Origin of the sequence: Tritonibacter horizontis (assembly GCF_001518015.1) — a bacterium.
Taxonomy (GTDB): Bacteria; Pseudomonadota; Alphaproteobacteria; order Rhodobacterales; family Rhodobacteraceae; genus Epibacterium; species Epibacterium horizontis.
In genome coordinates, this window is the sequence record NZ_LPUY01000077.1 from 16,402 (window position 1) to 37,978 (window position 21,577).

Here is a 21,577-nt window from a genome sequence, read left to right on the forward strand (position 1 = left end):
GGGTGGGTCATAGCGAGAAAAACACCCCTGTGAGCGCGAAGTTTGCCGCGAGGATCAGAATGGCGGCGGCCTCGACCGAGCTTTTGGTGGCCTGTCCCACGCCCTGGGCGCCCCGGCCTGATTGCATACCGAAGTAGCAGCCCATCAGGGCGGCGATGGTGCCGAAGGCGGCGCCCTTGACGAGGCTGGAGATGATATCGCGTGGTTCGAGAAAGTTGACGGTGTTCTTGAGATAGGCGGCGGCGTTGAAATCCAACGTCTCGGTCGCGACCACATAGCCACCAAGAATTCCGATGATGTCGCCGACGCCGACCAGCACCGGCACCGTCAGCAGGGCGGCCAGCACGCGGGGCGCGACGAGGTATTTCATCGGGTTGGTGGAGAGCGTGACCAGCGCGTCGATCTGCTCTGTCACTTTCATCGTTGCGATTTCGGCGGCAATCGAAGAGGTGACGCGGGCTGCGATCATCAGCCCAACCAATACGGGGCCAAGTTCACGCACCATGCCGATGGCGACGATCTGGGGCACCACGGCCTCGGCATTGAAACGCGCACCGCCCGCATAGATCTGCAACGCCAGCGCGCCGCCGGTAAAAATCGCCGTCAGCGCCACCACCGGCAAGGAGAGCCAGCCGATCTGCAGCAGGGCTACGGCGAATTCACGCGGGTAGAAGGGCGGCCGGGCCATATGGCTGAAGGTCGAGGCGGCAAAACGTGTGATCCGCCCGAGGGCGGCGAGCCGCCCGAGAGCGGCCTGGCCGATGGCGCCAAGAACAGAAACCGGGGTCATGCGCTATAGGTCCGTGCGTAGCGGTTTCCAAGCGAGGTCAGCACCTCGTAGCCGATGGTGCCTGCAGCGTTGGCCAGCATGTCGACCGTCTGCGCCTCGTTCATCAGGGAGAGCATGGCCGGAACCTCTGGCAGGTCGGTCACATCGACGGTGATCAGATCCATGGAGATCCGGCCGACCACCGGGCAGGGGGTGCCTTCGGCATAGGCCATGATGCCCTGACGCTGAAAGGCGCGGTGGAGACCGTCGGCATATCCGGCTGCGAGGGTGGCGATGCGGGTGTCGCGCTGGGCGATCCAGGTATTGCCGTAGCCGACGCTTTCACCGGGCGAGAGGTCGCGGGTCTGGATCACCGGCACTTCCAGTTCGACCACCGGCAGGGCGCCATCAAAAGGCGCGCCGCCATAGAGGCCGATCCCAGGGCGGCAGAGGTCGAAATGATAGTCGCGCCCGAGGAGCAATCCACCGGTCGCCGCGAGAGAGCGGGGCAGGTTCAACCCCTCGGTCATCTCGATGAAATTCCGGAGCTGATAGGGGTTCATGCCGTGGCTCGGCTCGTCGGCGCAGGCGAGATGCGACATCAGCAGGACAGGGTTCTGGTCCAGGGCGATGTCGCGCACCGCCATCCATTCCGCCGCCTCCATGCCAAGCCGGTTCATGCCGCTGTCGAGCTGAACGCCAAAGGGGTGGCCCGGTAAGCTCTCGAAGTGGCGCAGCATCTGGTCGAGCGAATTGAGCATCGGGGTCAGTTGAAAGTCGCGCAGCAGTTTCGCGTCGCCCTCCATATGACCGGAGAACACCGAAATGCCGGGTCCAGGGCCGATGCTGCGTCGCAGAGCGATGCCTTCTTCGGCTATCGCGACAAAGAAATTGCGTGCGCCTGCCTGGGCCAGCGCCTTGCCGACGCGGCCGGCATCAAGCCCATAGCCATTGGCCTTGACCACGGCAGCGGTCTCGCAGCCGGTCTTGGCATCCAGATTGCGCCAGTTGATCGCAAGCGCATCCAGGTTGATTTTCAAACGTGCCGTACTCATGGGTTGTTCATGACATGGAAGGCGCGAGGGTCAAGTGGGAAACCGCTGTCGGTTTCGGTTTGAGCGATGGGCTGCGGATCTTTGACGCCGTAGGCGGGCGGGCGGCGTCATAAATGCGCGCGGGCTGTCGCCATTGCTGCGTCGGCGCGCCGGGGCATCGCCCTTGCCGCGCGCTCTTCTAGCCGCGCAGGCCAGAGGGGACGCGCCCGCCGCGCCAGCGGCGCCCGGCCCAACTGTGGAGATTGCATTTTAATGCAAATTCCATGGGCGGGAGCCCGCCCCGGCCGGCCCCCACCCCTGGGCGTCGGGCGGTTTGCAGGGGCAGGACGAGGCGCCGGGCCTAGTAGCCGTCGGGCTGTTGCTGCCAGGACTTTGCCAGATTTCCAAAGCGGGTGAACTGGGCCTCGAACGACAGCTCGATCGTGCCAATCGGGCCGTGACGCTGTTTGCCGACGATGACCTCGGCCTTGGCATGCAGGCGCTCCATCGCCTGTTTCCACTCTTCCATCTTGTCCAGCTCGTGATCGCCGGGTTTTTCCCGTTCCTTGTAGTATTCCTCGCGGAACACGAACATCACAACGTCGGCGTCCTGTTCGATGGAGCCGGATTCCCGGAGATCCGAGAGCTGCGGGCGTTTGTCTTCGCGGCTTTCCACCTGACGCGACAGCTGCGACAGGGCGACAACGGGGATGTTCAACTCCTTGGCAATCGCTTTCATCCCCATCGAGATTTCGGCAATTTCGTTGACCCGGTTTTCGGCCATGCCGCGGCAGAGCTGCAGGTAGTCGATCACCAGAAGGTCAAGCCCATGGGTCCGTTTCAGGCGGCGGGCGCGGGCGGCCAGCTGCGAGATCGGGATGGCAGGGGTGTCGTCGATGAACAGCGGGCAGCTTTCCAGATCCTTGGCGGCCTGTACAAAGCGGCGGAACTCTTCTTCGGTCATGTCGCCCTGGCGGATCTTGTGGCTGGAGATTTCCGACGCCTCGGCCAGAATACGTCCGGCCAGCTGTTCGGCCGACATCTCCAGCGAGAAGAACCCGACGACGCCGCCGTCAATGGCCCCTTCGGTACCATCGGGTTTCAGCCCGCGTTTATAGGCCTTGGCAACGTTGAAGGCGATGTTGGTGGCCAGCGAGGTCTTACCCATCGACGGGCGTCCGGCGAGGATCAGCAGGTCGGAGGGGTGCAGCCCGCCGAGCTGTTTGTCGAGATCATCCAGACCGGTGGAAATCCCGGCCATGCCGCCGCCGCGCTGATAGGCTTCGTTGGTGACATTGACCGCCTCGGTGACGGCGCGCAGGAAGGATTTGAACCCCTGTTCGGTCTGCCCCTGTTCGGCCAGCGAATAAAGCTGCTGTTCCGCCTCGACGATCTGTTCCTTGGGTTCGGACGCCACATCGACCCGGCGGGCCTTGTCGGCAATCGTATGGCCAAGGGCGATCAGCTCGCGCCGGATCGCCAGGTCATAGATCATCTGGGCGTAGTCGCGCACAGCAAAGGCAGAGATCGACGCCGAGGCGAGTTTTGCCAGATAGGCGGGGCCGCCCAGCTCTCGCAGGCCCAGGTCATCTTCCATGAAGGCCTTGAGCGTCACCGGCGAGGCCAGCGCATTTTTCGAGATCCGCGCCGCTGCCACTTCGTAGATGCGGGCGTGCACCGGGTCATAGAAATGCGACACGTTGATGATCGAGGCAACTTTGTCATAGACATCGTTGTTGGTGAGAATTGCCCCCAGAAGCTGCTGTTCTGCCTCCACCGAGTGGGGCAATTCGGAGGCCTGCAAATCCCCGGGCTGCCCACCGGTCGCGGTCTGGGCAGGCGGGTTTGGATCGCCGTCAAAAGGGGTGATCTCGTTCATCTCTGCTCTCTTTCGTTAGGCCTGATACCTACGCCAAGTCGCACCCTGAATGCCATCTGGAAATCCCTGTGGATGGATCGAGGATAACTGCTGACCCGGGTGTGGGCAATTCGGGCTCGTCCCGAGGCGGGCGTGAGGTGTCGCTAGATCCTGTGGATCGCTTTGGCGCCACCTACTCCATCTGGGGCGGTCAGGTCCGATTCGGTCCTGGCTTTTCCACAGGTGACGGTCTGCCTGGGGAGGAATTTACCCTCAGCTCTTGGCGTTGGCGGCTTGCCATGCGCGCGGATCACGCAGAAAATTCTCTACCTCATCAAGGGTTTCGGCGCTAAAGGCCTGCTGGGCGCGGGCCTCGGCCAGAACATCCCACCAGGTGCAGAGGTGATGCAATTCCACCCCGTGGTCGGCCAGCGTCTTGAGCGTGTCCGGGAAGATGTCGTAGTAGAAAATCACCGCCGTATGGCCGCAGGTGGCGCCGGTTTCGCGGATCGCATCAACAAAGGACAGCTTGGAGCCGCCATCGGTGGTCAGGTCTTCGACCAGCAGCACCCGGTCCCCGTCGCGCATGACACCTTCGATGCGGGCGTTCTTGCCGTAACCTTTGGGTTTTTTGCGCACATAGGTCATTGGCAGCGCCAGACGTTCGGCGACCAATGCGGCGAACGGAATACCAGCCGTCTCACCCCCGGCGATGTTGTCAAAGGCCTCAAGACCGGCGTTGCGCATCACGGTGACGGCCATGAAATCCATCAGCGTGGAGCGGATGCGCGGATAGGAAATCAGTTTGCGGCAGTCGATGTAGCTGGGCGAGGGCAGGCCCGACGCCAGTGTGAAGGGCGTGTCGGTGTTGAAGTTCACGGCCCCGATTTCCAGCAACATACGGGCAGAGAGGCGGGCGATTTCTTCGGCGGTGGGATAGGAGGAGGGGATCATGAGCAGCCGCGTCCTTATGGTTCGGGAGTTTGCTTGTCCATAAACCGATTGGCCCGCAGAGAGAAGCCCCCGCTGCAACAGAAAACCGGGCCAGGGGAGGATCCCCGGCCCGGTTTCGGATAATGCGAACGCGCGGGTGCGCGCTGTCCAAGATCCGATCAGAAGATGAAATCGTTGCCGGACAGATCCGAGATCGAAACATCCAGCAGCGTGATCGAGTTGCCATCGTTGTCGTGGATCACCACGTCGCCGTCGTCGTTTTCTTCCACGTGGTTGCGCTTCAGATCGCGGAACGACTTGATCTCGCGGATGCTGCTGAGGTCGATCTTTTCCTTGCGACCGCCGGTGGAGAAATCGGTGATCTCATCGTCGCCAAAGTTGCCTTTGAAGATGAACCGATCCGCCCCGCTGCCGCCGGACAGCATGTCGTCACCGCTGCCGCCGGTGATCTTGTCGTTGCCGTAGCCGCCATAGATCTCGTCATCGCCGCCACCGCCGTCGATGACGTCATGGCCGTTGAGGCCCTGGAATTCCTCGCCTTTGCGCGAACCGATGAATTTGTCCTTTGAATCGGACCCCATCACGCGCTCAAAACGGGAGAGCGTATCGCGATCCCCGAACCCGTCGATGGCAAAGCCTTTCTTGAGGTTCACGGTCACGCCGTCCTCGCCGCCGTAACGGGCGTCGCGGTCATAGCGCACCAGATCGGTGCCCCGGCCGCCATCAAGCGTGTCGTCCCCGGCCAGCCCGCGAATGTGGTTGGCCTTGCGGTCGCCGGTCAGGTCATCGTCATACGCCGAGCCGCGCACCATTTCGATGCTCCGCAACGTATCGGTGTCGCCAAAGTCATCGGTTGCGGTCTGGGCGCCAAGGTCGACGACGACGCCGCTGCTGGCGTTGCCATAGGTGACCTGGTCGAATCCGTTGCCACCGGAAAAGGTGTCATCCCCTTCGGAGGTGCGGAAATAATCGTCGCCGCGACCGCCGATCAGGAGATCATCGCCGTCCGTCCCGGAGAAGTCGTCTTCTTCGGTGTTGGTCTGCTCGATAAAGGAGTTCCACGCGATGTCGACGCCGGGCGCGAAATCCCCTGTCGGGGTCCGAATGGCGGTGATGGAGTTGTCGAAGTCTTCCCAATCGTCCACGTCGTCCACTTCGGGGGCGGGTCCGTCGAGAATGAAATACAGTTCGGAATCATTCTGCCCGAAAGGTTCGATATTGATGCCAAACACGACGCTGGTGCCGCGGCTCCAGTCGATCTCGACAATAAACGGTTGCAGCTCGGAGAAGTCCTCGAGCGTGGTCGTGGGGCTGCCATCGAGATGAATTTCGAAGAAATCCCCATCAAGCGTGATCTGCGGCACGCCGTCGTCAAACCCCGTCACAGTGTATGAGAAGGTTGAGGTTTCTGATGGGGTGATGATCCGTGCGGAAGCTGACGCAAGATTTACGCTCTCGCCTTCGTCGTCAAAATAGAGACGGACTCCTGGTACGTTAAATGTGGTCATTCTGTTTACCTCAACAGTCAATTAGGGGCAGCAAACACCGCTGCACAAGTTAATAATTAAGCAGACGCTCATCGAAAATGGAAGGTCGGCCAATGTGAAAAGGTGATGCTTGCGGCCGAAAATTTGTGAAAAACAACCGCATGCGGGGAAGGGGTGGTCGCGATTTCCCGTATCAGGCGACTGTCCAATAGACGTCAAACCCTGGGTCGAAAACAGTCACAGGACCGTCCGGCGTGTCGATCTTGTCGGGGAACGCAACCGGTGACGCGTGTTTCGTCAGGGTGATCCGGGCATCGTTCTCCGCCAGTCCGTAAAACGCGGGGCCATGCCGGGAGGCAAAGCCTTCGAGCTTGTCCAGGGCATTGTCCGCCTCGAACACATGGGCCAGAAGCGCCATCGTGTTTGTCGCGGTGAAGCAGCCTGCGCAGCCGCAGGCACTGAGTTTGTTCGGGTCCGTATGGGGCGCGGAATCGGTGCCCAGAAAAAACCGCTGATCGCCGGAGGTGGCAGCGGCGCGCAGGGCCAGCCTGTGTTCTTCGCGTTTGGCGACGGGCAAGCAGTAATAATGTGGTTTGATGCCGCCCACGAGGATGTGGTTGCGGTTGATGATCAGATGGTGCGTGGTGATGGTCGCGCCCAGATCGCTGTCCTGTGACCGGACATAGTCGGCGGCGTTTTTCGTCGTGATATGCTCCATCACGACCCGAAGGCCGGGGGTGGCGCGACGGATCGGGTCCAGCACACGGTCGATGAACACGGCTTCGCGGTCAAAGATGTCGATGTCGTGGTCTGTCACCTCGCCATGGGTGCAAAGGGGCAGACCGATATCGGCCATCTTTTCCAGCACCGGACGAACCTTGTCGAAATCAGTCACGCCTGAGGCCGAATTGGTGGTTGCCCCGGCGGGATAGAGCTTCACCGCTTTGACCAGACCGGAAGCATGCGCCGCAGCCACATCGGCCGGATCGGTATCCTCGGTCAGATAGAGCGTCATCAGCGGCTCGAAGGTCATGCCATCGGGCAGGGCGGCGAGAATACGGTCGCGGTAGGCCGCAGCCTGATCGCCCGTCACCACGGGCGGCACCAGGTTGGGCATGATGATGGCGCGGCCAAAATGGCGGGCAGTTTCCGGCAGCACCGCGCGCAGCATGTCGCCATCGCGCAGATGTAGGTGCCAGTCGTCGGGGCGGGTGATGGTGATGCTGTCGGTCATGCGCAGCCGTTAGCACACCACATTTGACTTGGGAAGTCGCAGAGGTGCAGCGCGCGTGCCGCTCGCCGGTGGTGCCGGCTGCGGACAGCGGGGCAAAGAGGCCGAAACGGCCGTCTCAGATCAGTCGCGCATCGGCGGGACGCGAAATTCGCCCTTGGCGGCGCGCTCCTGCAAGACCTGCATCCGACGCCCAAAGCGCGGCAACCGGCGCCGGTCATGCACATTGCGGCACAGCAACATGGTGAGGTAGGGACGTTCCAGATAGTCGAGCCGGTTCAGCAGGTTGCGCAGGTAGACATTGTTGTCGCGCCGGGCGCGGGCCAATTTGTGAAAGGCCATCGGTGTCAGCCGTCCGCTGCCGGCAAGCGACATGATCCGATAGAGCAGCTCCATTTCGATCAGTCGTGTCTGGATTGCCTCGCCCATGCAGGGCAGGCGCAGCCGGGTGACATTCGACCGTGCAAACAGCGCCGCATGCATCGCATCCAGCGTCTGATAGGGATCGTAGAGCACATAGGCGTGGTCGGCGGCATCAATCATGTCAGGCGCAAACCCGTACCGGTCGGTAAAGGAGACGCGCCGCATCTCGGTAAACCGGTCGTCCCATTCGGTCATCCGTGGATCCAGCGTGGCCTGCGGCTGGATCGCGACCACCGTTGCGCCGGGGGCGGCCACGGAAAAGGCCGCCGCCGCATAGCCGCAGGGACCAGCGCCGTAAAAGACGACGTTGTCGAATTCTTCAAAGAATCCATCGTCGATCAGCTGATCGAAAAAACCATAAATGCGATGGTCGCGAAACCAGGTGTCGCCATCGGAAATCAAACAGAGATGCGACCAGCCGAGATTCTGCACCAGGTCAAATCCAAGCGGCTGCGCGGTTTCCGACAGGCTCTGGATGCCCTGGCGGCTTTCGAAGGTCACAAGCAGGGTGTTGCCCTGGTCGATGAACGTCGCAAAATGACGATCCCCCAGGGGCTGGTACATGCCATGATTTTCCGCCGTTTCAGCCAAGCGGGCCTGCCAGTCGGCTGGCGACAGGCCGGAAAGATCCTGTTCGTGAATTTCTGTGTCGTCCTGCATGCGCGCCACTCGCCACCCGTTGTTCGGCTGTTATCACCCGCAGAGATAGGCCAGGAATAAGGCTAAAATTTGAAGAAGCTGGGCCCAATTGCAGGCTATTGTTTCCGGATCGGGGATGCCGGTGGCTTAACTGTCGGGATCGGTGGCGGTGCTGCGGCGGTTCTGGAACTGCTGGATGTCGCGTCTGCCCAATGTGGCAAAGCCCGCAAGCGTGCGCCCCGTGACCTCGCTGATCGGGCGTGAGGGTGGCGTCATCATCAGGCGGCCAAAGAGCGCGCGAAAGGGTTCGTCGCGCATCAGGGCCATGAAACGGTCCTTGCGCCATTGCACGGCCTGATCCTGAAGACGGGTCAGCAGGGCGTCCGCGAGAAACATATCCATGATGGCATCGCGCGCGGGGCGGTAGCGGGCAATCGAGGTGTCTTCTTCGGAGTTGAAATTGCGCTCGACCCAATAGTCGAGGTCCAGCATCTGGTCGGAATGCACGGCCCGCCCGCGGTCGGCCTTGAGGATATAGCTTTCCATGGCGCCAAGCGGATAGTGGTTGAGCTGTGCCAATTTGTAGTTGTCCTGACCGTAGTTGGAGAACACCCGTTTGGTCTTGAAATCGCCCGTGAGCTCGCGGCCGACACAGTCAAACCAGCGATAGCCGTCCAGCATGCTGGTGTCGCGCACGCTGCGCGGGCGATGGATGCCAATTTTGCGGTAGGTCCCGGAGTTGCGATAAAGCGTTTTGAACATCGAGGCCCGCCACGGCCAATGCATGATCGCGGGGGCGGCGCGGGTGAACCGGTCGGTGACACGCTCGCCCAGATAGCGGACCTGATCGGCATTGCCGAACAGCCGCCAGGTGAGGGTGATCGCATCCGCCTCGGGCAATGCCTCCAGCAGATCCGACAGCTGCCCCTTGCCACAGTGGATATTGACGAATTCATCCACATCCAGCGCCAGAATCCAGTCCGCGCGTTTGGCCAAACGGTGCTTGTCAGCGCGTTTCATGGCAGTGAACTGGATGCCGCCTTTGTCGTAGGGCCCATCGTTTTCGACATGGGCAAGATGGCCCAGTTCGTCCAGCCGGTTCAGCATCGCGACAGTCTGGTCGTCGCAGTCGTTTGAAAACACGAGGAAATCGGTAAAACCCACCGCCTTGTGATGGGCCAGCCATTCCAGCAGATATGCGGCCTCGTTGCGCACGGTCAGGACAGCCAATGTGCGCATGTTCAACTCTCCATATCCAGCGAGAGCGCCCAGGCCACCCGTTCGGTGGCGGTGAGGTCGATCTCCAGCGCGCGACGGTACAGCTCTTCGAATTCCGCCGTCTGATGCAGCTCGGCGGCCTTGGCACGGTGCCAGGCGACGCCCGCCTGATGCAGGAGCCGCAGGGTGTCATCGGCCATCAACCGCGCCAATTCGGCCTGCAGACGCGGCAGGTTGCGCTGGATCGTGACATCCTTGTGATCGTTCCAGTCCATCCGGATCCAATAGTTCAGCCCGATGGAGCGGTCCACATGAAGGGCGCGTCCGCGCTGGCGTTTCACCAGAAAACTCTCGGCCGATCGCAGCGCGTAGTGGTTGAGTTGCAAGAGGTCATAGCCGATGGATTTCTTGGAGTTGCGCCAGCCGTTGTCGATTGCTTCGACCGTCATGTCCTGCGCCGACCCATTCACCCATTTGACCTCTTGGCGTTTGTCGTCGGCCAGCTTGTTGGGCCGGTGACAAGAGATTTTCTGATAGGCGCCGATGTTCTTGAACATCGTCTTGAACCCCCAGACCGTGTGCGGCTTGGGGCAGAAGCGCGGCGCACAGTGGTCGAACTGGGCAATCACCGGCGCCTCTGCCAGGGCCGTTACCCCGTTGTGACCAAAGAGCCGCCAGGTCATTGCCACATTGGTGGCCTCGGGGGCATGGGCGAAGAAATCCGCCAGGGTGCCGTTGCCGCAGCGCACGTTCATGAACTCGTCCACGTCGATGTGGATCACCCATTCGGCCTGACGGATCACCGGCTCCTTCAGGGCCTGGTTCAGCGCATATTGCTGGGGCGAGTTGCCTTTCCAATTGTCGTTGTTGCGATGTTGCAGGATGCCAAGTGCTTGCAACCGATCCAGAATTTCTGATGTGCCGTCGCTGCAGCCATTGGTGTAAATCAGGAAATTGTCTACACCGATCATGCGGTGATAGGCGACCCATTCCAGTATATAGGGGGCTTCGTTCTTCATGCAGCCGACAATGACATTGCCGCTGTTGTCGTCTGCGCGCGGTCGGGGCGGCACCTCGGAGTAGGGCGGGCGTTCGACCTGTTCGTCCAGTTGGCCAAGCCGGTTGTGCGGTTTGAACGACGAGGTCTGCAACATTTCGAAGTTCTTCACCGCCAAGGGGGGCATCAGCCGGTTTGCAGGCGCCGAGAGCTGCGCCGTGGCGGCAGGTGGCGCCTGGGCCGCGCGGTCTTCCTGCAGTTGCTGCAAATCACCCTCGCGGGCGGCGCGGGCCTCTGTCGTGGCTTTGTCGATCCGGTGGAGAAAAGCCAGAAGATACTGCGAGGCCCGAAACCCAAGCGTCGGGTCCGCTTCTGTCCAGCTGTCCTGCGCGATGGGCACGTCAAAAAGATCCGGCGTCAGATCCGGGTGACCTTCGCAGAGTGCGGCGTTGTCGGCGGCGAAATGATGGGTGAGGGCACCCAGTTGGCTGGGGTCGATTGGGGCGCCGTCGATGTGCAGATCCTGGATCATCTGACGCCAGAGCTTGCGCGGCAGGATATGCTCGCCACGCGCCAGCAGTTTCAGCAACAGCACGTTGAACTGCCGCCCACGAGTCAGCCAGGCCGCCGCCGCGGGCGGCGGCGGTGCGACAGGGGCGACCTTGCCGATCTGGTCTGATATACCAAAGGCCGCGCGGAGTTCTTCGGTGACCTCGGCGCTGTGAAACAGCTCGGGGCGATAGGCGCGATAGCAGACGCTGCCGGCGCCAAAGACATCCTCCCAGAACGTCTGCAGCGCGACAAAATCAAGCCAGAAGGGCGCGCCTTGGGTTTCTTCGAACTGACCGGCCTGAGGATCGACAACGGGGTGGGTGTCGAGGGACGATTGCCACCAATTGCCGTCGCGGGCCATTTCCAGCTCCCGGGCGAGGCTGGCGGTGCGCCCCTCAAGGATCTGTTCGGCAAAAAGCTGCGGCAATATCCGGGCCTGCGCGTCAACATGGGCGACAATGCGAATGTCGTCGGACAGTGTGACCAACAATGCCCGCAGCCGTTCCAGCTCGCTGCGCCGCGACAATTGCGTGCCAAGCTGATGTGCGGTCAGGATCAGCGTCGAGGGCGCGTGCAGCGCAATATCTCGACGCAGGCCATCCAGCAGAACCGCCTGCAATTGCGCCTGTTTTTCGGCGCTGATGTAGCCTCGGTTATAGCGCAGCGTGTCAACGTGATCCGGGTCGGTCACCGCCATGAAAAGGCGGGTATGGTTTTGCGTTCCGGCGACATGTGGCACCAGCACGCCCTTGGTCAGCAATTGCTCGCGCTTGTCGCGCAGCACCGATTGCAGCCGCTCGGCCCCCACATGCTGCAGCCCGATATGAAGGTAAATCCGCATCAGTCCGGCTCTTTCTGCAGTGCAACCTGTGTGGTGGTATGGGTGATTTCTGCCCCTGACCAGACAGGCGTCTCAGTCTCAGTCTCAGTCTCAGTCTCAGTCTCCGGGTGCGGCGGCGGCGCGGTCGCCATGGCCGCGCGAAAATTGACATTCGCCTGCCCCCACCAGGGAAGCGGTCGACCAAGAAAACGTTCCAGTTCGGACTGCGCACCGGGGGCCGACACATCCAGTTCCAGATAAAGGGGATCATCCCGAAACCAATGCGCCAGCGCTTCGTAATGGCCGTCGATCCAGATCATCTGCTCGTCGATCTCATGGCCAAAACCCGCCGGCAACCCTGGCACGGTCGAGGTCGGCAGGCGTTCGCGGCCCAGGTTGTTCCAGCGCATGATGGAATGGGCCATTTCCTCGGTGTCACGACGGGTGGCCACAAAACGAACCTTTGGATGCAGTTTGCGCAGGGCAAGCAGCATCGCCTGGTCACATTGCGGCCAGACCGAGTTGCGCCCGAAAATATAACTGACCTCCGTCAGCGCCTGAATGTCCTTTAGTCGGGCGGTCGGGTCGCCGAACTTGAACAGCCCCTCATACATCAGGGCGCCGACAAAACAGCGGTCATTGGGATCGTTCTTGTTCTCGCGCGCCTTGATCCGGTGGTCGGCGACCTTGTAGCCGGCCTCAGTCAGGGCGCGGCGCAGGGTGGTGGTGCCCGATTTGGGCAGGCCGAGATTGACAATCTCCAGGCTCATGTGAACAGCCCCAGACGCCGCAACATGGCGTCTTCTTGCGGCGGAAGTGAGGAGGCGGATCGCAACGCCGCGCGCATCTCCTGATAGGCCGGCTGCGTCAACAGGGCGTCGCGATGTGCACGGTGGCGGTGTACACATTCGGCATGCAATCGGGCGATTTCGGGATCGGATTTCAAGTCTGCAAGTGCCGCAGTCAGCGCCGGTAACATTCGATGGATAGAGCGATCCTGCCAGGATTGATCGTTTCTCTCGCGCCAATAGGTATCGTCAAATGCCCGGTTTTCCCGATTCACGTCGCCGCGGTCGTTCTTGACCAGATAGCTGTCGAGCGAGCGCAGCGCATAGTGGTTGAGTGTCGCAAACCGGCGCGCGTCCTTGGCCGGGAACTTGCGAATGCGGCGCGGCGAGCCGGCCACCATGAAACGGTGCTGAACCTGCCGCCCGCTGCCGTCACACCAGACCGGGCGGTCCTCTGATCTGGTGTTCTTGCGCAGAAACGGGCGGTGGGCGCCATAGTAGCCCAGTGGAAAATCGCGCCGGACGAGGGTCTTGACCTCGATCGCGGTCTCGCCGCACCAGATGTCCGGGTTATGGGTTCGGGTGAATTGTTCAATGACGGGACGGTCTTCGAACCGGTGAACATCGCCGGCCGCGAAAAACTGAAACGACAGCGAAATTGCATGCGGGTCCCGTGAGGCCGAGATCAGCGCCGGGATCGTATGATCGCCGACATGAATGTTCAGGAACTCATCAACATCCGCGATCCAGAGCCAGTCGGCCTGTTGCACAACCGGCTGATGGGCGCAATCCTTCAGCGCCTCCATCTGATAGGCGCGCCCCTCGGCCGGGTTCGCCAGATGGGTGACTGCGCCGCGCGCGCTCAGCGCATCCAGCAACTCGTCCGTCCCATCGGTGCAATCGTTGGAGTAGAACAGGAAATCGGTCACGCCGAGCAGGCGGTTATAGGCGATCCATTCCAACAGGAACGGCCCTTCGTTCTTGACGCAGGTCACCGCAGTGATGCGCATTTTCGTGTCCTTCCGCTCGTCCGCAGACCAGTAGGGTCCGCGTGCCTCTCACCCCGGGGCACGAGCGCCCCGCGTTGTCCGGTCTTCTGCCGGGCCTCTTCACGCCCCCATTTAGTCGCACTCCACGCCACCCGCCGTCAATCTTTGGCAGCGCGGATCTGACAATCTGTTGCACGCGCTCCGCTTGACGGCGGTCTCCGGGCGTGGCCTGTTGTGACGGCAACAGCAGGAGGTTTGACGACATGAGCAGCCGGTCCGGGTTCTCGTCCATTGATGAGGTGCAGTCGATCCTCTCCGAAACCGGTTATGTCTGTGGCCGGGCGCTGGCGACGGTGGTCTTCCTTGCCGGACGTATTGGCCGCCCCCTGTTCCTCGAAGGCGAGGCCGGGGTCGGCAAGACTGAAATCGCCAAAGCACTGTCGGCTGTGACCGGCCGCCGTCTGATCCGGTTGCAATGTTACGAAGGCCTGGATGCCGCCAGCGCTGTCTATGAATGGAATTTCGCCGCCCAGATGGTGGCAATCCGCACGGCCGAGGCCTCAGGCCAGGCCGATCGGCGCAGCTTGCAAGCGGAGCTTTTTTCCACGGAGTATCTGATCGAGCGGCCGCTGCTGCAGGCCATGCGCCCGGATGATGCCGGCGCGCCGATCCTGCTGATCGACGAGGTGGACCGCACCGACGAACCCTTCGAGGCGTTCCTGCTCGAAGCGCTGTCCGAGTTCCAGGTCACCATTCCGGAACTGGGCCCGATCAAGGCACCGGAGCCGCCGACAGTGATCCTTACCTCCAACCGCACCCGAGAGGTCCATGATGCGCTGAAGCGGCGCTGCCTCTATCATTGGGTCGACTACCCGGAATTTGACCGGGAGCTGGAAATCCTGCAGGCCCGGGTTCCCGACGCGGCCCAGCGGCTCAGCCGTGAAGTGGTGGCCTTCGTTCAGGCGCTGCGCAGCGAGGATCTGTTCAAGAAACCGGGCGTGGCGGAAACCATCGACTGGGCGCATTGCCTGCTGGCGCTTGACGTGGTCAGCCTGAGCCCGGAAGTCATCGCAGACACGCTCGGCGCAATCCTCAAATACCAGGATGATATTGCCAAACTGCATGGCTCCGAGGCCAAGCGTATCCTCGATGCCGCCCGCACTACGTTAGAGGATATGTGATATGCATCTTCATCTTTTGGAAAATACCTTGGGGGTGTGGGGGCAAAGCCCCCACCGCAGCTGATGCCACAATACGCGCCGCTGCCGCTGCCGGAGGATCCGAAACTGGTCGCCAACCTCACTTACTTTGCCCACGCCCTGCGCAAGGCAGGACTGAAAGTGGGCACGGGGCGGGTGATGGACGCGGTGGAAGCGGTGGCCGCAACGGGGTTCACCTCGCGACGTGATTTCTACTGGACGCTGCACGCCTGTTTCGTCTCGCGCCCCGAGGACCGGGCGGTCTTCACTCAGGTGTTCCGCCTGTTCTGGCGTGACCCGCGGTATCTCGAACACATGATGGCCGCGATGTTGCCGGCCATTCGGGGCGTGCAGGAAAATCGTGCGCCAAAACCGGCAGAAAAACGTGCCGCGGAGGCCCTTCTGGACGGGCAATTGCCAGACGATCTGCCGGAAAACAACGCCCCGGAGGACAGTGAAATCGAAATCGACGCGACGCTGACTTTGTCGGCGCAGGAACGGTTGAAAACGCTGGACTTCGAACAGATGAGCACGGCCGAGATCGCCGCGGCCAAGCGGTTGCTGACGCAGTTGACCTTACCCGTGAAACCGTTGAAAACGCGCCGCCTTCGCCCGTCACCGCAAGGCGCGCGGGCGGATTGGCGGCGCACGCTGCGCAGCGCCTGCCGCACCGGCGGAGACATCCAGCGGATCGCCCGGGTCGACAAGGGGGAGCGCTGGCCCAACCTTGTGGTCCTGTGCGACATTTCCGGCTCCATGAGCCAGTACAGCCGGATGGTGCTGCATTTCCTGCACGCGGTCAGCAATGCCAGGGGGCAGGGCTGGGCAAAGGTGCATGGCTTTACCTTCGGCACCCGGCTGACAAACATCACCCGGCACCTGAAACAGCGCGACGTGGACGCGGCGCTGGCGGCGGCGGGCGCGCAGGCGCAGGACTGGCAGGGCGGCACGCGGATCGGCGCCTGTCTGCATAACTTCAACCGCGATTGGTCGCGCAGGGTGATGGGGCAGGGCGCGGTTGTGCTTCTTGTTACCGATGGCCTTGACCGCGAGGCGCCAGAGGATTTGGAGCGCGAAATGCAGCGTCTGCATTTGTCGGCGCGCCGTCTGATCTGGCTCAATCCATTGATGCGATGGGACGGGTTCGCACCCCGTGCCCAGGGCATTCGCCGGATGCTGCCACATGTGGACAGCTTTCGCGCCGGGCATAACATCGCCTCACTGGCCGAGCTGGCAGAGGCGATCTCGCGCCCGCAGGACGCCGGTGAAAAGGCCAGGATGATGGCGCTGCTCTAGGCCGGAGTGCCAGTTCGAGCCGGGCGTTTGGCACGAATTGGACTTGAATTCTGGCCCTCTGAGGCCAAGCTGTGCAGACCGCAGTAGGAAACGCATCGGATCGGGGTGAACGACATGACTTCTGGCACTGAACAGGCTGATCTTTCTCGCTTTGACAGCGCACCTGAACTGGCCCTGACCTGGCATCGCGCGGGGATCGGCGCGGTTTTGGCCACCGTGGTGGAGACCTGGGGCTCGGCGCCGCGCCGGACCGGGGCGCAGCTGGTGGTCGGGGGCGACGGGCGCATGGAAGGGTCGGTTTCGGGGGGCTGCGTCGAAGGCGCGGTGATCCTGGAGGCGCAGGACACGCTGGAGAGTGGCCTCCACAAGGTGCTGGAGTTCGGCGTCAGCGACGAAGATGCCTTTGCGGTCGGGCTGGCCTGTGGTGGCACCATCCGGGTGCTGTTGGAACCTGTGGGCAAGACATTGGACGAAGAGGTTCTGGAGGCGCTTGTCCTGGCCCGCGCGGAGCGGCGGGCGCTGGCCTATGAGGTCAACCTCGGGTCCGGCAAGGGGCATCTGGTCAATCCGGCCTCCTACCCGGATCGCATGAAAATGGACCGCTCCGGGGTCGAGGAGGACGGCGAGACCTTTGTGGCGGTCCACAACCCGCTGCTGCGGCTTATTCTGGTTGGCGCGGTTCATATCGCGCAGGCGCTGGTGCCGATGGCGCGACTTGCGGGCTACGATCCGGTGCTGATCGATCCGCGCGCGGCCTTTGGGTCCGCCGCACGGTTCCCGGGCGAGACGATCCTGCAGGACTGGCCCGATGAGGCGATCGAGCGCCTTGGCCTTGATCGCCGGACGGCTCTTGTGCTGCTGACCCATGATCCGAAGCTGGATGATCCGGCGCTTTTGGCGGGGCTCGGGGGGGGCTGTTTCTATATCGGTGCGCTGGGCTCCAGACGGACCCACGCGCAGCGTTGCCAGCGGATGATCGCTGCCGGTTTCAATCAGGACGATCTGGCGCGCATACATGGTCCGGTCGGTCTGGATATCGGCGCTGCCAGCCCGGCGGAAATTGCGGTGTCAATCCTGGCGGAAATGACGGCGGTGCTGCGCGGTCGGGCCGGAGGCGGCACAGAATGAAATTTGGACCGATCCGGGTTCAAGACGCCATGGGTGCGCTTGTCGCCCATTCTGTCCAGGCCCGAAAGCGGGACAAGGCGGAAGGGTGGAAGACCTACAAGATCGCCAAGGGGACCCTGCTGTCGGCTGCGCATATTGACGATCTCATGGCTGCGGGCCACGCGCAGATTACGGTCGCAAGGCTCGACGCGGAGGACGTGCACGAAGATGCCGCCGCCTTGCAGGTGGCCGCGGCGATCGTGCCGGACCCGCAGCGCCAGGGGCTGCGCATTTCCGGGGCGGGCGCCGGCCGGGTCAACCTTTATACGACGGGCTGTGGGATCACCTGCGTCGATTCTGCGCGCATTGCGGCGCTGAACGCGGTGGATCCCATGATCTCTATCGCGACGGTGCCCGACGCCCACCGGGTCGATGAGGACGGCATGGTCGCGACAATCAAGATCATCTCCTATGCGGTGCCGCAGCGGGCGCTTGCGGCCGCATTGCGCGATGTGGCCGGGGCGCTGCGCCTGCTGCCGCCCGTGTATGCGACGGCAACGTTGATCGAGACTCAGGTCAGCGAAGAGGTGCCGTCGGACAAGGGGCGCGCGGCCATGGCCGGGCGGCTGGACCGGATGAAGGTTGATCTGGGGGACCGGGTTCTGGTGCCGCATCGCACATCCGCCATAGCGGAAGCGCTCCGCTCCGCGCCGGGAGAGGTGCTGCTGGTTCTGACCGGGTCGGCCACCTCCGACCCGATGGACGTGGCACCCGAGGCGGTGCGACAGGCGGGCGGCAAAGTGACGCGCTTTGGCATGCCGGTGGACCCCGGCAACCTGCTGTTCCTTGGCAGGCTGGGGGAAAAGCCGGTCATTGGCCTGCCGGGCTGTGCACGTTCGCCCGCGCTCAATGGGGCGGATTGGGTGCTGGAGAGGGTGCTTTGCGGGGTGGCGCTGACCTCGGCCGACATCGCGGCCATGGGGGTCGGAGGCCTGCTGAAAGAGATCCCGACCCGTCCGCGCCCGCGTCGACCGGAGGCAGAGTAACGCCCTATGGGGCGTGTGACGTTTTCATGTCGCATCTTGCAGTAGAAAATTCTCGCACCATCTGCAGACGCATGATTAACTAAGTGCAGCCAGATCAAATTATTCAGCTAGGGAGGAATTTATGACGAAGGTCACGATGACCGTAAACGGCAAACCCATGACGGGTGAGGTCGAGGGTCGCACACTTTTAGTTTCATTTCTGCGCGAGACATTGGGGCTGACCGGCACCCATGTTGGTTGTGACACCAGCCAATGTGGCGCCTGTGTCGTGCATGTTGATGGCGCCGCGGTCAAAGCCTGCACCATGCTCGCCCTCGAAGCCGAAGGGGCAGAGGTTGCCACAATTGAGGGGCAAGCCGAGGCCGATGGAACGTTGAATGCCATCCAGGCCGCTTTTCAGGAGCATCACGGGCTTCAGTGTGGGTTCTGCACGCCGGGCATGGTCATGTCGGCCGCGGCCCTGTTGAAGGACAACCCCAAACCGACGGAACAGGAGGTCCGTCACTATCTGGAGGGGAACCTGTGCCGGTGCACTGGATACCATAACATTGTCAAAGCGATCATGGCGGCCTCCGGTCAGGATGTCTCTGCCATCGCTGCGGAATAGTCCCGCCAAGATGAGAAACGGGCCGCTTGACCAGAGGGGCCCGCGTTGACCTTTGAATTTCCGAAAGACCAAAACGGTCAGGCCTTGCATCTGAGGGAGGAGCCCCGGCGTGCGTGTGGCCCGATACCGGGGTCTGTGACTCCAGGGAGGAGAATGGAAGATGCCTAAGGATATTGACGCCAAGGAAAGCGGCATTGGTGCCGCCACCAAACGGCGCGAGGACATCAGGTTCCTGAGCGGAACCGGAAATTACACCGACGACATCAATGTGAACGGCCAGGCCTATGTGCATTTCCTGCGCTCGGACGTGGCCCATGGCCGCATTTCGAGCCTGGAGACCACAGCTGCCGCAGCGATGCCGGGCGTGCTGCGGATCTTTACCGGAGCGGATTTCGAAGGGGTCGGCGGGCTGCCCTGTGGCTGGCAGGTCACCGACCGGTTTGGCGAGGTGATGCAGGAACCGGCGCATCCGGTGCTGGCCCAGGGCAAGGTCCGCCATGTGGGCGATCCGATTGCCGCTGTCGTCGCGGAGACGCCAGAACAAGCCCGCGATGCCGCCGAGGCCATCGAGCTGGAGATCGAAGAGCTGCCGGCCGTGATCGACATGAAGGCCGCCCTGCAAGACGGCGCGCCGAAGGTGCATGACGATCTGACCTCCAACCTCTGCTACGACTGGGGGTTTGTAGAGGAAAACAAGGACGCGGTGAACAAGGCCTTTGATGCCGCCGCCCATGTCACCACGCTGGAACTGGTCAACAACCGTCTGATCGCCAACCCGATGGAGCCGCGCGTCGCAGTCGGGGATTTCAACCGGGCGACCGGCGATTCGACGCTCTACACCACCTCGCAGAACCCGCATGTGATCCGCCTGTTGATGGGCGCCTTCGTGCTCGGGATCCCGGAACACAAGCTGCGTGTTGTCGCACCTGATGTCGGGGGCGGTTTCGGCTCCAAGATCTTTCACTACGCGGAAGAGGCGTTCTGTACCTTCGCGGCCAAAGCGCTCAATCGGGCGGTGAAATGGACCTCGTCGCGGTCTGAGGCCTTTATGTCGGATGCCCATGGGCGCGATCACGTGACCAAGATCGAACTGGCGCTGGATGCGGACAACAATTTTACCGCGCTGCGCACCGACACGCTGGCCAATATGGGGGCCTATCTGTCTACCTTTGCACCCTCGGTGCCGACCTGGCTGCATGGCACGCTGATGGCGGGCAATTACAAAACGCCGCTGATCTATGTGAACGTCAAAGCGGTCTTTACCAATACGGTGCCGGTTGACGCCTATCGCGGTGCTGGCCGACCGGAGGCGACCTATCAGTTGGAGCGGGTGATCGACAAGGCGGCCCGCGAGCTGGGGGTTGATCCGATTGCACTGCGACGGCAGAATTTCATCACCGAGTTTCCCTATGCCACGCCTGTAGCGGTGGAATATGACACCGGTGACTACGTCGCGACCATGGACAAGCTGGAAGAAATCGCCGATCTGGCGGGTTTTGCCGCGCGCCGTGCCGAGAGCGAAAAGGCCGGCAAGCTGCGGGGGCTCGGCGTCAACTGCTATATTGAGGCCTGCGGGATCGCGCCATCGAACCTGGTGGGGCAACTCGGAGCGCGCGCTGGGCTTTATGAAAGCGCCACGGTCCGGGTGAATGCCACCGGTGGCATCGTGGTGATGACCGGCAGCCACAGTCACGGGCAGGGGCATGAGACATCGTTTCCGCAGGTGATTTCCTCAATGATCGGGATTCCCGAGGATATGGTGGAGATCGAGCATGGCGATACCAACAATGCGCCGATGGGGATGGGGACCTACGGGTCGCGGTCGCTGGCGGTCGGGGGCTCTGCCATGGTCCGCGCAACCGAGAAGATTATCGCCAAGGCCAAGAAGATCGCCGCCCATCTGATGGAGGCCGCTGATGCCGATATCGAGTTGAAGGACGGCAAGTTCTCGGTGGCAGGTACGGATAAATCCGTGGCCTGGGGGGATGTGACCCTCGCTGCCTATGTGCCGCATAACTACCCGCTGGAAGAGATCGAGCCGGGTCTGGAGGAGACTGCCTTTTACGATCCGGCGAATTTTACCTACCCATCGGGCGCCTATGCCTGCGAAGTTGAGGTCGACCCGGACACCGGCAAGGTCACCATCGAAAGATTCGCGGCCGCGGATGATTTCGGCAATATCGTCAATCCGATGATTGTGGACGGTCAGGTCCATGGCGGCATCGGTCAGGGGATCGGCCAGGCGTTGCTGGAAGGCTGCGTTTACGACGAGAATGGGCAGCTGCTGTCAGCGAGCTTCATGGACTACGCGATGCCGCGGGCCGATGATGTTCCCTTCTATCAGGTGGATCATTCCTGCCAGACACCCTGTACGCACAACCCGCTGGGGGTGAAGGGCTGCGGTGAGGCCGGGGCCATCGGTTCGCCACCGGCGGTGGTGAATGCGGTGGTGGACGCGCTGCAATCTGCAGGCAAACCCGTGACCCATATCGACATGCCGCTGTCGCCCGCCCGGGTCTGGGCGGCGATGCAGGGGTGAAGGGACAGGTGCGAGGGGCCAGCC

General features: G+C 62.3%; 17 protein-coding genes. 6 read left to right on the forward strand and 11 right to left on the reverse strand.

Annotated elements, in window-relative coordinates:
• Positions 1-7: 7 nt before the first annotated feature.
• The 11 genes from TRIHO_RS14255 to TRIHO_RS14305 form a co-directional block, all read right to left on the reverse strand.
• Positions 8-790, reverse strand: a complete 783-nt coding sequence (locus TRIHO_RS14255) for an MlaE family ABC transporter permease (protein WP_068245005.1) — start codon at positions 788-790, stop codon at positions 8-10.
• Positions 787-1,824: an alanine racemase gene (gene alr, locus TRIHO_RS14260; RefSeq protein ID WP_068245008.1), complete on the reverse strand. Its 1,038-nt coding sequence runs from the start codon at positions 1,822-1,824 to the stop codon at positions 787-789. Before alr ends, TRIHO_RS14255 begins: the two co-directional genes overlap by 4 nt.
• A gap of 340 nt (positions 1,825-2,164) precedes the next feature.
• Positions 2,165-3,682 (reverse strand): replicative DNA helicase, encoded by a 1,518-nt coding sequence (locus TRIHO_RS14265; RefSeq protein ID WP_068245010.1) that lies wholly within the window; start codon positions 3,680-3,682, stop codon positions 2,165-2,167.
• A 252-nt stretch (positions 3,683-3,934) separates the two neighbouring features.
• Positions 3,935-4,615 carry an orotate phosphoribosyltransferase gene (locus tag TRIHO_RS14270; RefSeq protein ID WP_068245011.1) on the reverse strand — a complete coding sequence of 227 codons (681 nt, stop codon included), beginning with the start codon at positions 4,613-4,615 and terminating at the stop codon, positions 3,935-3,937.
• Between the two features lie 158 nt (positions 4,616-4,773).
• Complete coding sequence (locus TRIHO_RS14275) at positions 4,774-6,123, reverse strand: calcium-binding protein (RefSeq protein ID WP_131811208.1); 1,350 nt, start codon at positions 6,121-6,123, stop codon at positions 4,774-4,776.
• A gap of 172 nt (positions 6,124-6,295) precedes the next feature.
• Complete coding sequence (gene pyrC, locus TRIHO_RS14280; protein ID WP_068245014.1) at positions 6,296-7,336, reverse strand: dihydroorotase; 1,041 nt, start codon at positions 7,334-7,336, stop codon at positions 6,296-6,298.
• A gap of 120 nt (positions 7,337-7,456) precedes the next feature.
• Entirely contained in the window at positions 7,457-8,416 is a 960-nt protein-coding gene (locus TRIHO_RS14285) for a phosphoadenosine phosphosulfate reductase (RefSeq protein WP_068245016.1), read from the reverse strand.
• Between the two features lie 126 nt (positions 8,417-8,542).
• Entirely contained in the window at positions 8,543-9,634 is a 1,092-nt protein-coding gene (locus TRIHO_RS14290) for a glycosyltransferase family 2 protein (protein WP_068245018.1), read from the reverse strand.
• Between the two features lie 2 nt (positions 9,635-9,636).
• Positions 9,637-12,003, reverse strand: coding sequence for a glycosyltransferase family 2 protein (locus TRIHO_RS14295; RefSeq protein ID WP_068245023.1), 2,367 nt, complete (start codon positions 12,001-12,003; stop codon positions 9,637-9,639).
• On the reverse strand, positions 12,003-12,752 hold the full coding sequence (locus TRIHO_RS14300) for a sulfotransferase (RefSeq protein ID WP_165595919.1): 750 nt from the start codon (positions 12,750-12,752) through the stop codon (positions 12,003-12,005). Before TRIHO_RS14300 ends, TRIHO_RS14295 begins: the two co-directional genes overlap by 1 nt.
• Entirely contained in the window at positions 12,749-13,780 is a 1,032-nt protein-coding gene (locus TRIHO_RS14305) for a glycosyltransferase family 2 protein (RefSeq protein WP_068245025.1), read from the reverse strand. The genes TRIHO_RS14300 and TRIHO_RS14305 overlap by 4 nt, the downstream gene beginning before the upstream one ends.
• Positions 13,781-14,022: 242 nt before the next feature.
• Between TRIHO_RS14305 and TRIHO_RS14310 the strand changes: the two genes are divergently transcribed.
• The 6 genes from TRIHO_RS14310 (at position 14,023) to TRIHO_RS14335 (ending at position 21,553) form a co-directional block, all read left to right on the forward strand.
• Positions 14,023-14,940: an AAA family ATPase gene (locus TRIHO_RS14310; RefSeq protein WP_068245027.1), complete on the forward strand. Its 918-nt coding sequence runs from the start codon at positions 14,023-14,025 to the stop codon at positions 14,938-14,940.
• Positions 14,941-15,003: 63 nt separating this feature from the next.
• Positions 15,004-16,254 (forward strand): vWA domain-containing protein, encoded by a 1,251-nt coding sequence (locus tag TRIHO_RS14315; RefSeq protein WP_068245206.1) that lies wholly within the window; start codon positions 15,004-15,006, stop codon positions 16,252-16,254.
• A gap of 114 nt (positions 16,255-16,368) precedes the next feature.
• The gene (locus tag TRIHO_RS14320; protein WP_068245030.1) at positions 16,369-17,382 is read left to right on the forward strand and encodes an XdhC family protein; all 1,014 of its coding nucleotides are present in this window, start codon (positions 16,369-16,371) and stop codon (positions 17,380-17,382) included.
• Positions 17,379-18,407 carry a molybdopterin-binding protein gene (locus TRIHO_RS14325; protein ID WP_068245033.1) on the forward strand — a complete coding sequence of 343 codons (1,029 nt, stop codon included), beginning with the start codon at positions 17,379-17,381 and terminating at the stop codon, positions 18,405-18,407. The genes TRIHO_RS14320 and TRIHO_RS14325 overlap by 4 nt, the downstream gene beginning before the upstream one ends.
• A gap of 121 nt (positions 18,408-18,528) precedes the next feature.
• On the forward strand, positions 18,529-19,014 hold the full coding sequence (locus tag TRIHO_RS14330; RefSeq protein WP_068245035.1) for a (2Fe-2S)-binding protein: 486 nt from the start codon (positions 18,529-18,531) through the stop codon (positions 19,012-19,014).
• Between the two features lie 160 nt (positions 19,015-19,174).
• Positions 19,175-21,553: a xanthine dehydrogenase family protein molybdopterin-binding subunit gene (locus TRIHO_RS14335; protein ID WP_068245038.1), complete on the forward strand. Its 2,379-nt coding sequence runs from the start codon at positions 19,175-19,177 to the stop codon at positions 21,551-21,553.
• Positions 21,554-21,577: the final 24 nt, after the last annotated feature.

Bases quoted from the DNA above. Each gene is read 5' to 3' on its own strand.
- TRIHO_RS14310 (WP_068245027.1), top strand. From the start codon at position 14,023: ATGAGCAGCCGGTCCGGGTTCTCGTCCATTGATGAGGTGCAGTCGATC.
- TRIHO_RS14265 (WP_068245010.1), bottom strand. From the start codon at position 3,682: ATGAACGAGATCACCCCTTTTGACGGCGATCCAAACCCGCCTGCCCAG.
- TRIHO_RS14320 (WP_068245030.1), top strand. From the start codon at position 16,369: ATGACTTCTGGCACTGAACAGGCTGATCTTTCTCGCTTTGACAGCGCA.
- TRIHO_RS14300 (WP_165595919.1), bottom strand. From the start codon at position 12,752: ATGAGCCTGGAGATTGTCAATCTCGGCCTGCCCAAATCGGGCACCACC.
- alr (WP_068245008.1), bottom strand. From the start codon at position 1,824: ATGAGTACGGCACGTTTGAAAATCAACCTGGATGCGCTTGCGATCAAC.
- TRIHO_RS14325 (WP_068245033.1), top strand. From the start codon at position 17,379: ATGAAATTTGGACCGATCCGGGTTCAAGACGCCATGGGTGCGCTTGTC.
- TRIHO_RS14335 (WP_068245038.1), top strand. From the start codon at position 19,175: ATGCCTAAGGATATTGACGCCAAGGAAAGCGGCATTGGTGCCGCCACC.
- TRIHO_RS14270 (WP_068245011.1), bottom strand. From the start codon at position 4,615: ATGATCCCCTCCTCCTATCCCACCGCCGAAGAAATCGCCCGCCTCTCT.
- TRIHO_RS14255 (WP_068245005.1), bottom strand. From the start codon at position 790: ATGACCCCGGTTTCTGTTCTTGGCGCCATCGGCCAGGCCGCTCTCGGG.
- TRIHO_RS14285 (WP_068245016.1), bottom strand. From the start codon at position 8,416: ATGCAGGACGACACAGAAATTCACGAACAGGATCTTTCCGGCCTGTCG.
- TRIHO_RS14315 (WP_068245206.1), top strand. From the start codon at position 15,004: ATGCCACAATACGCGCCGCTGCCGCTGCCGGAGGATCCGAAACTGGTC.
- TRIHO_RS14295 (WP_068245023.1), bottom strand. From the start codon at position 12,003: ATGCGGATTTACCTTCATATCGGGCTGCAGCATGTGGGGGCCGAGCGG.
- TRIHO_RS14290 (WP_068245018.1), bottom strand. From the start codon at position 9,634: ATGCGCACATTGGCTGTCCTGACCGTGCGCAACGAGGCCGCATATCTG.
- TRIHO_RS14275 (WP_131811208.1), bottom strand. From the start codon at position 6,123: ATGACCACATTTAACGTACCAGGAGTCCGTCTCTATTTTGACGACGAA.
- TRIHO_RS14305 (WP_068245025.1), bottom strand. From the start codon at position 13,780: ATGCGCATCACTGCGGTGACCTGCGTCAAGAACGAAGGGCCGTTCCTG.
- pyrC (WP_068245014.1), bottom strand. From the start codon at position 7,336: ATGACCGACAGCATCACCATCACCCGCCCCGACGACTGGCACCTACAT.
- TRIHO_RS14330 (WP_068245035.1), top strand. From the start codon at position 18,529: ATGACGAAGGTCACGATGACCGTAAACGGCAAACCCATGACGGGTGAG.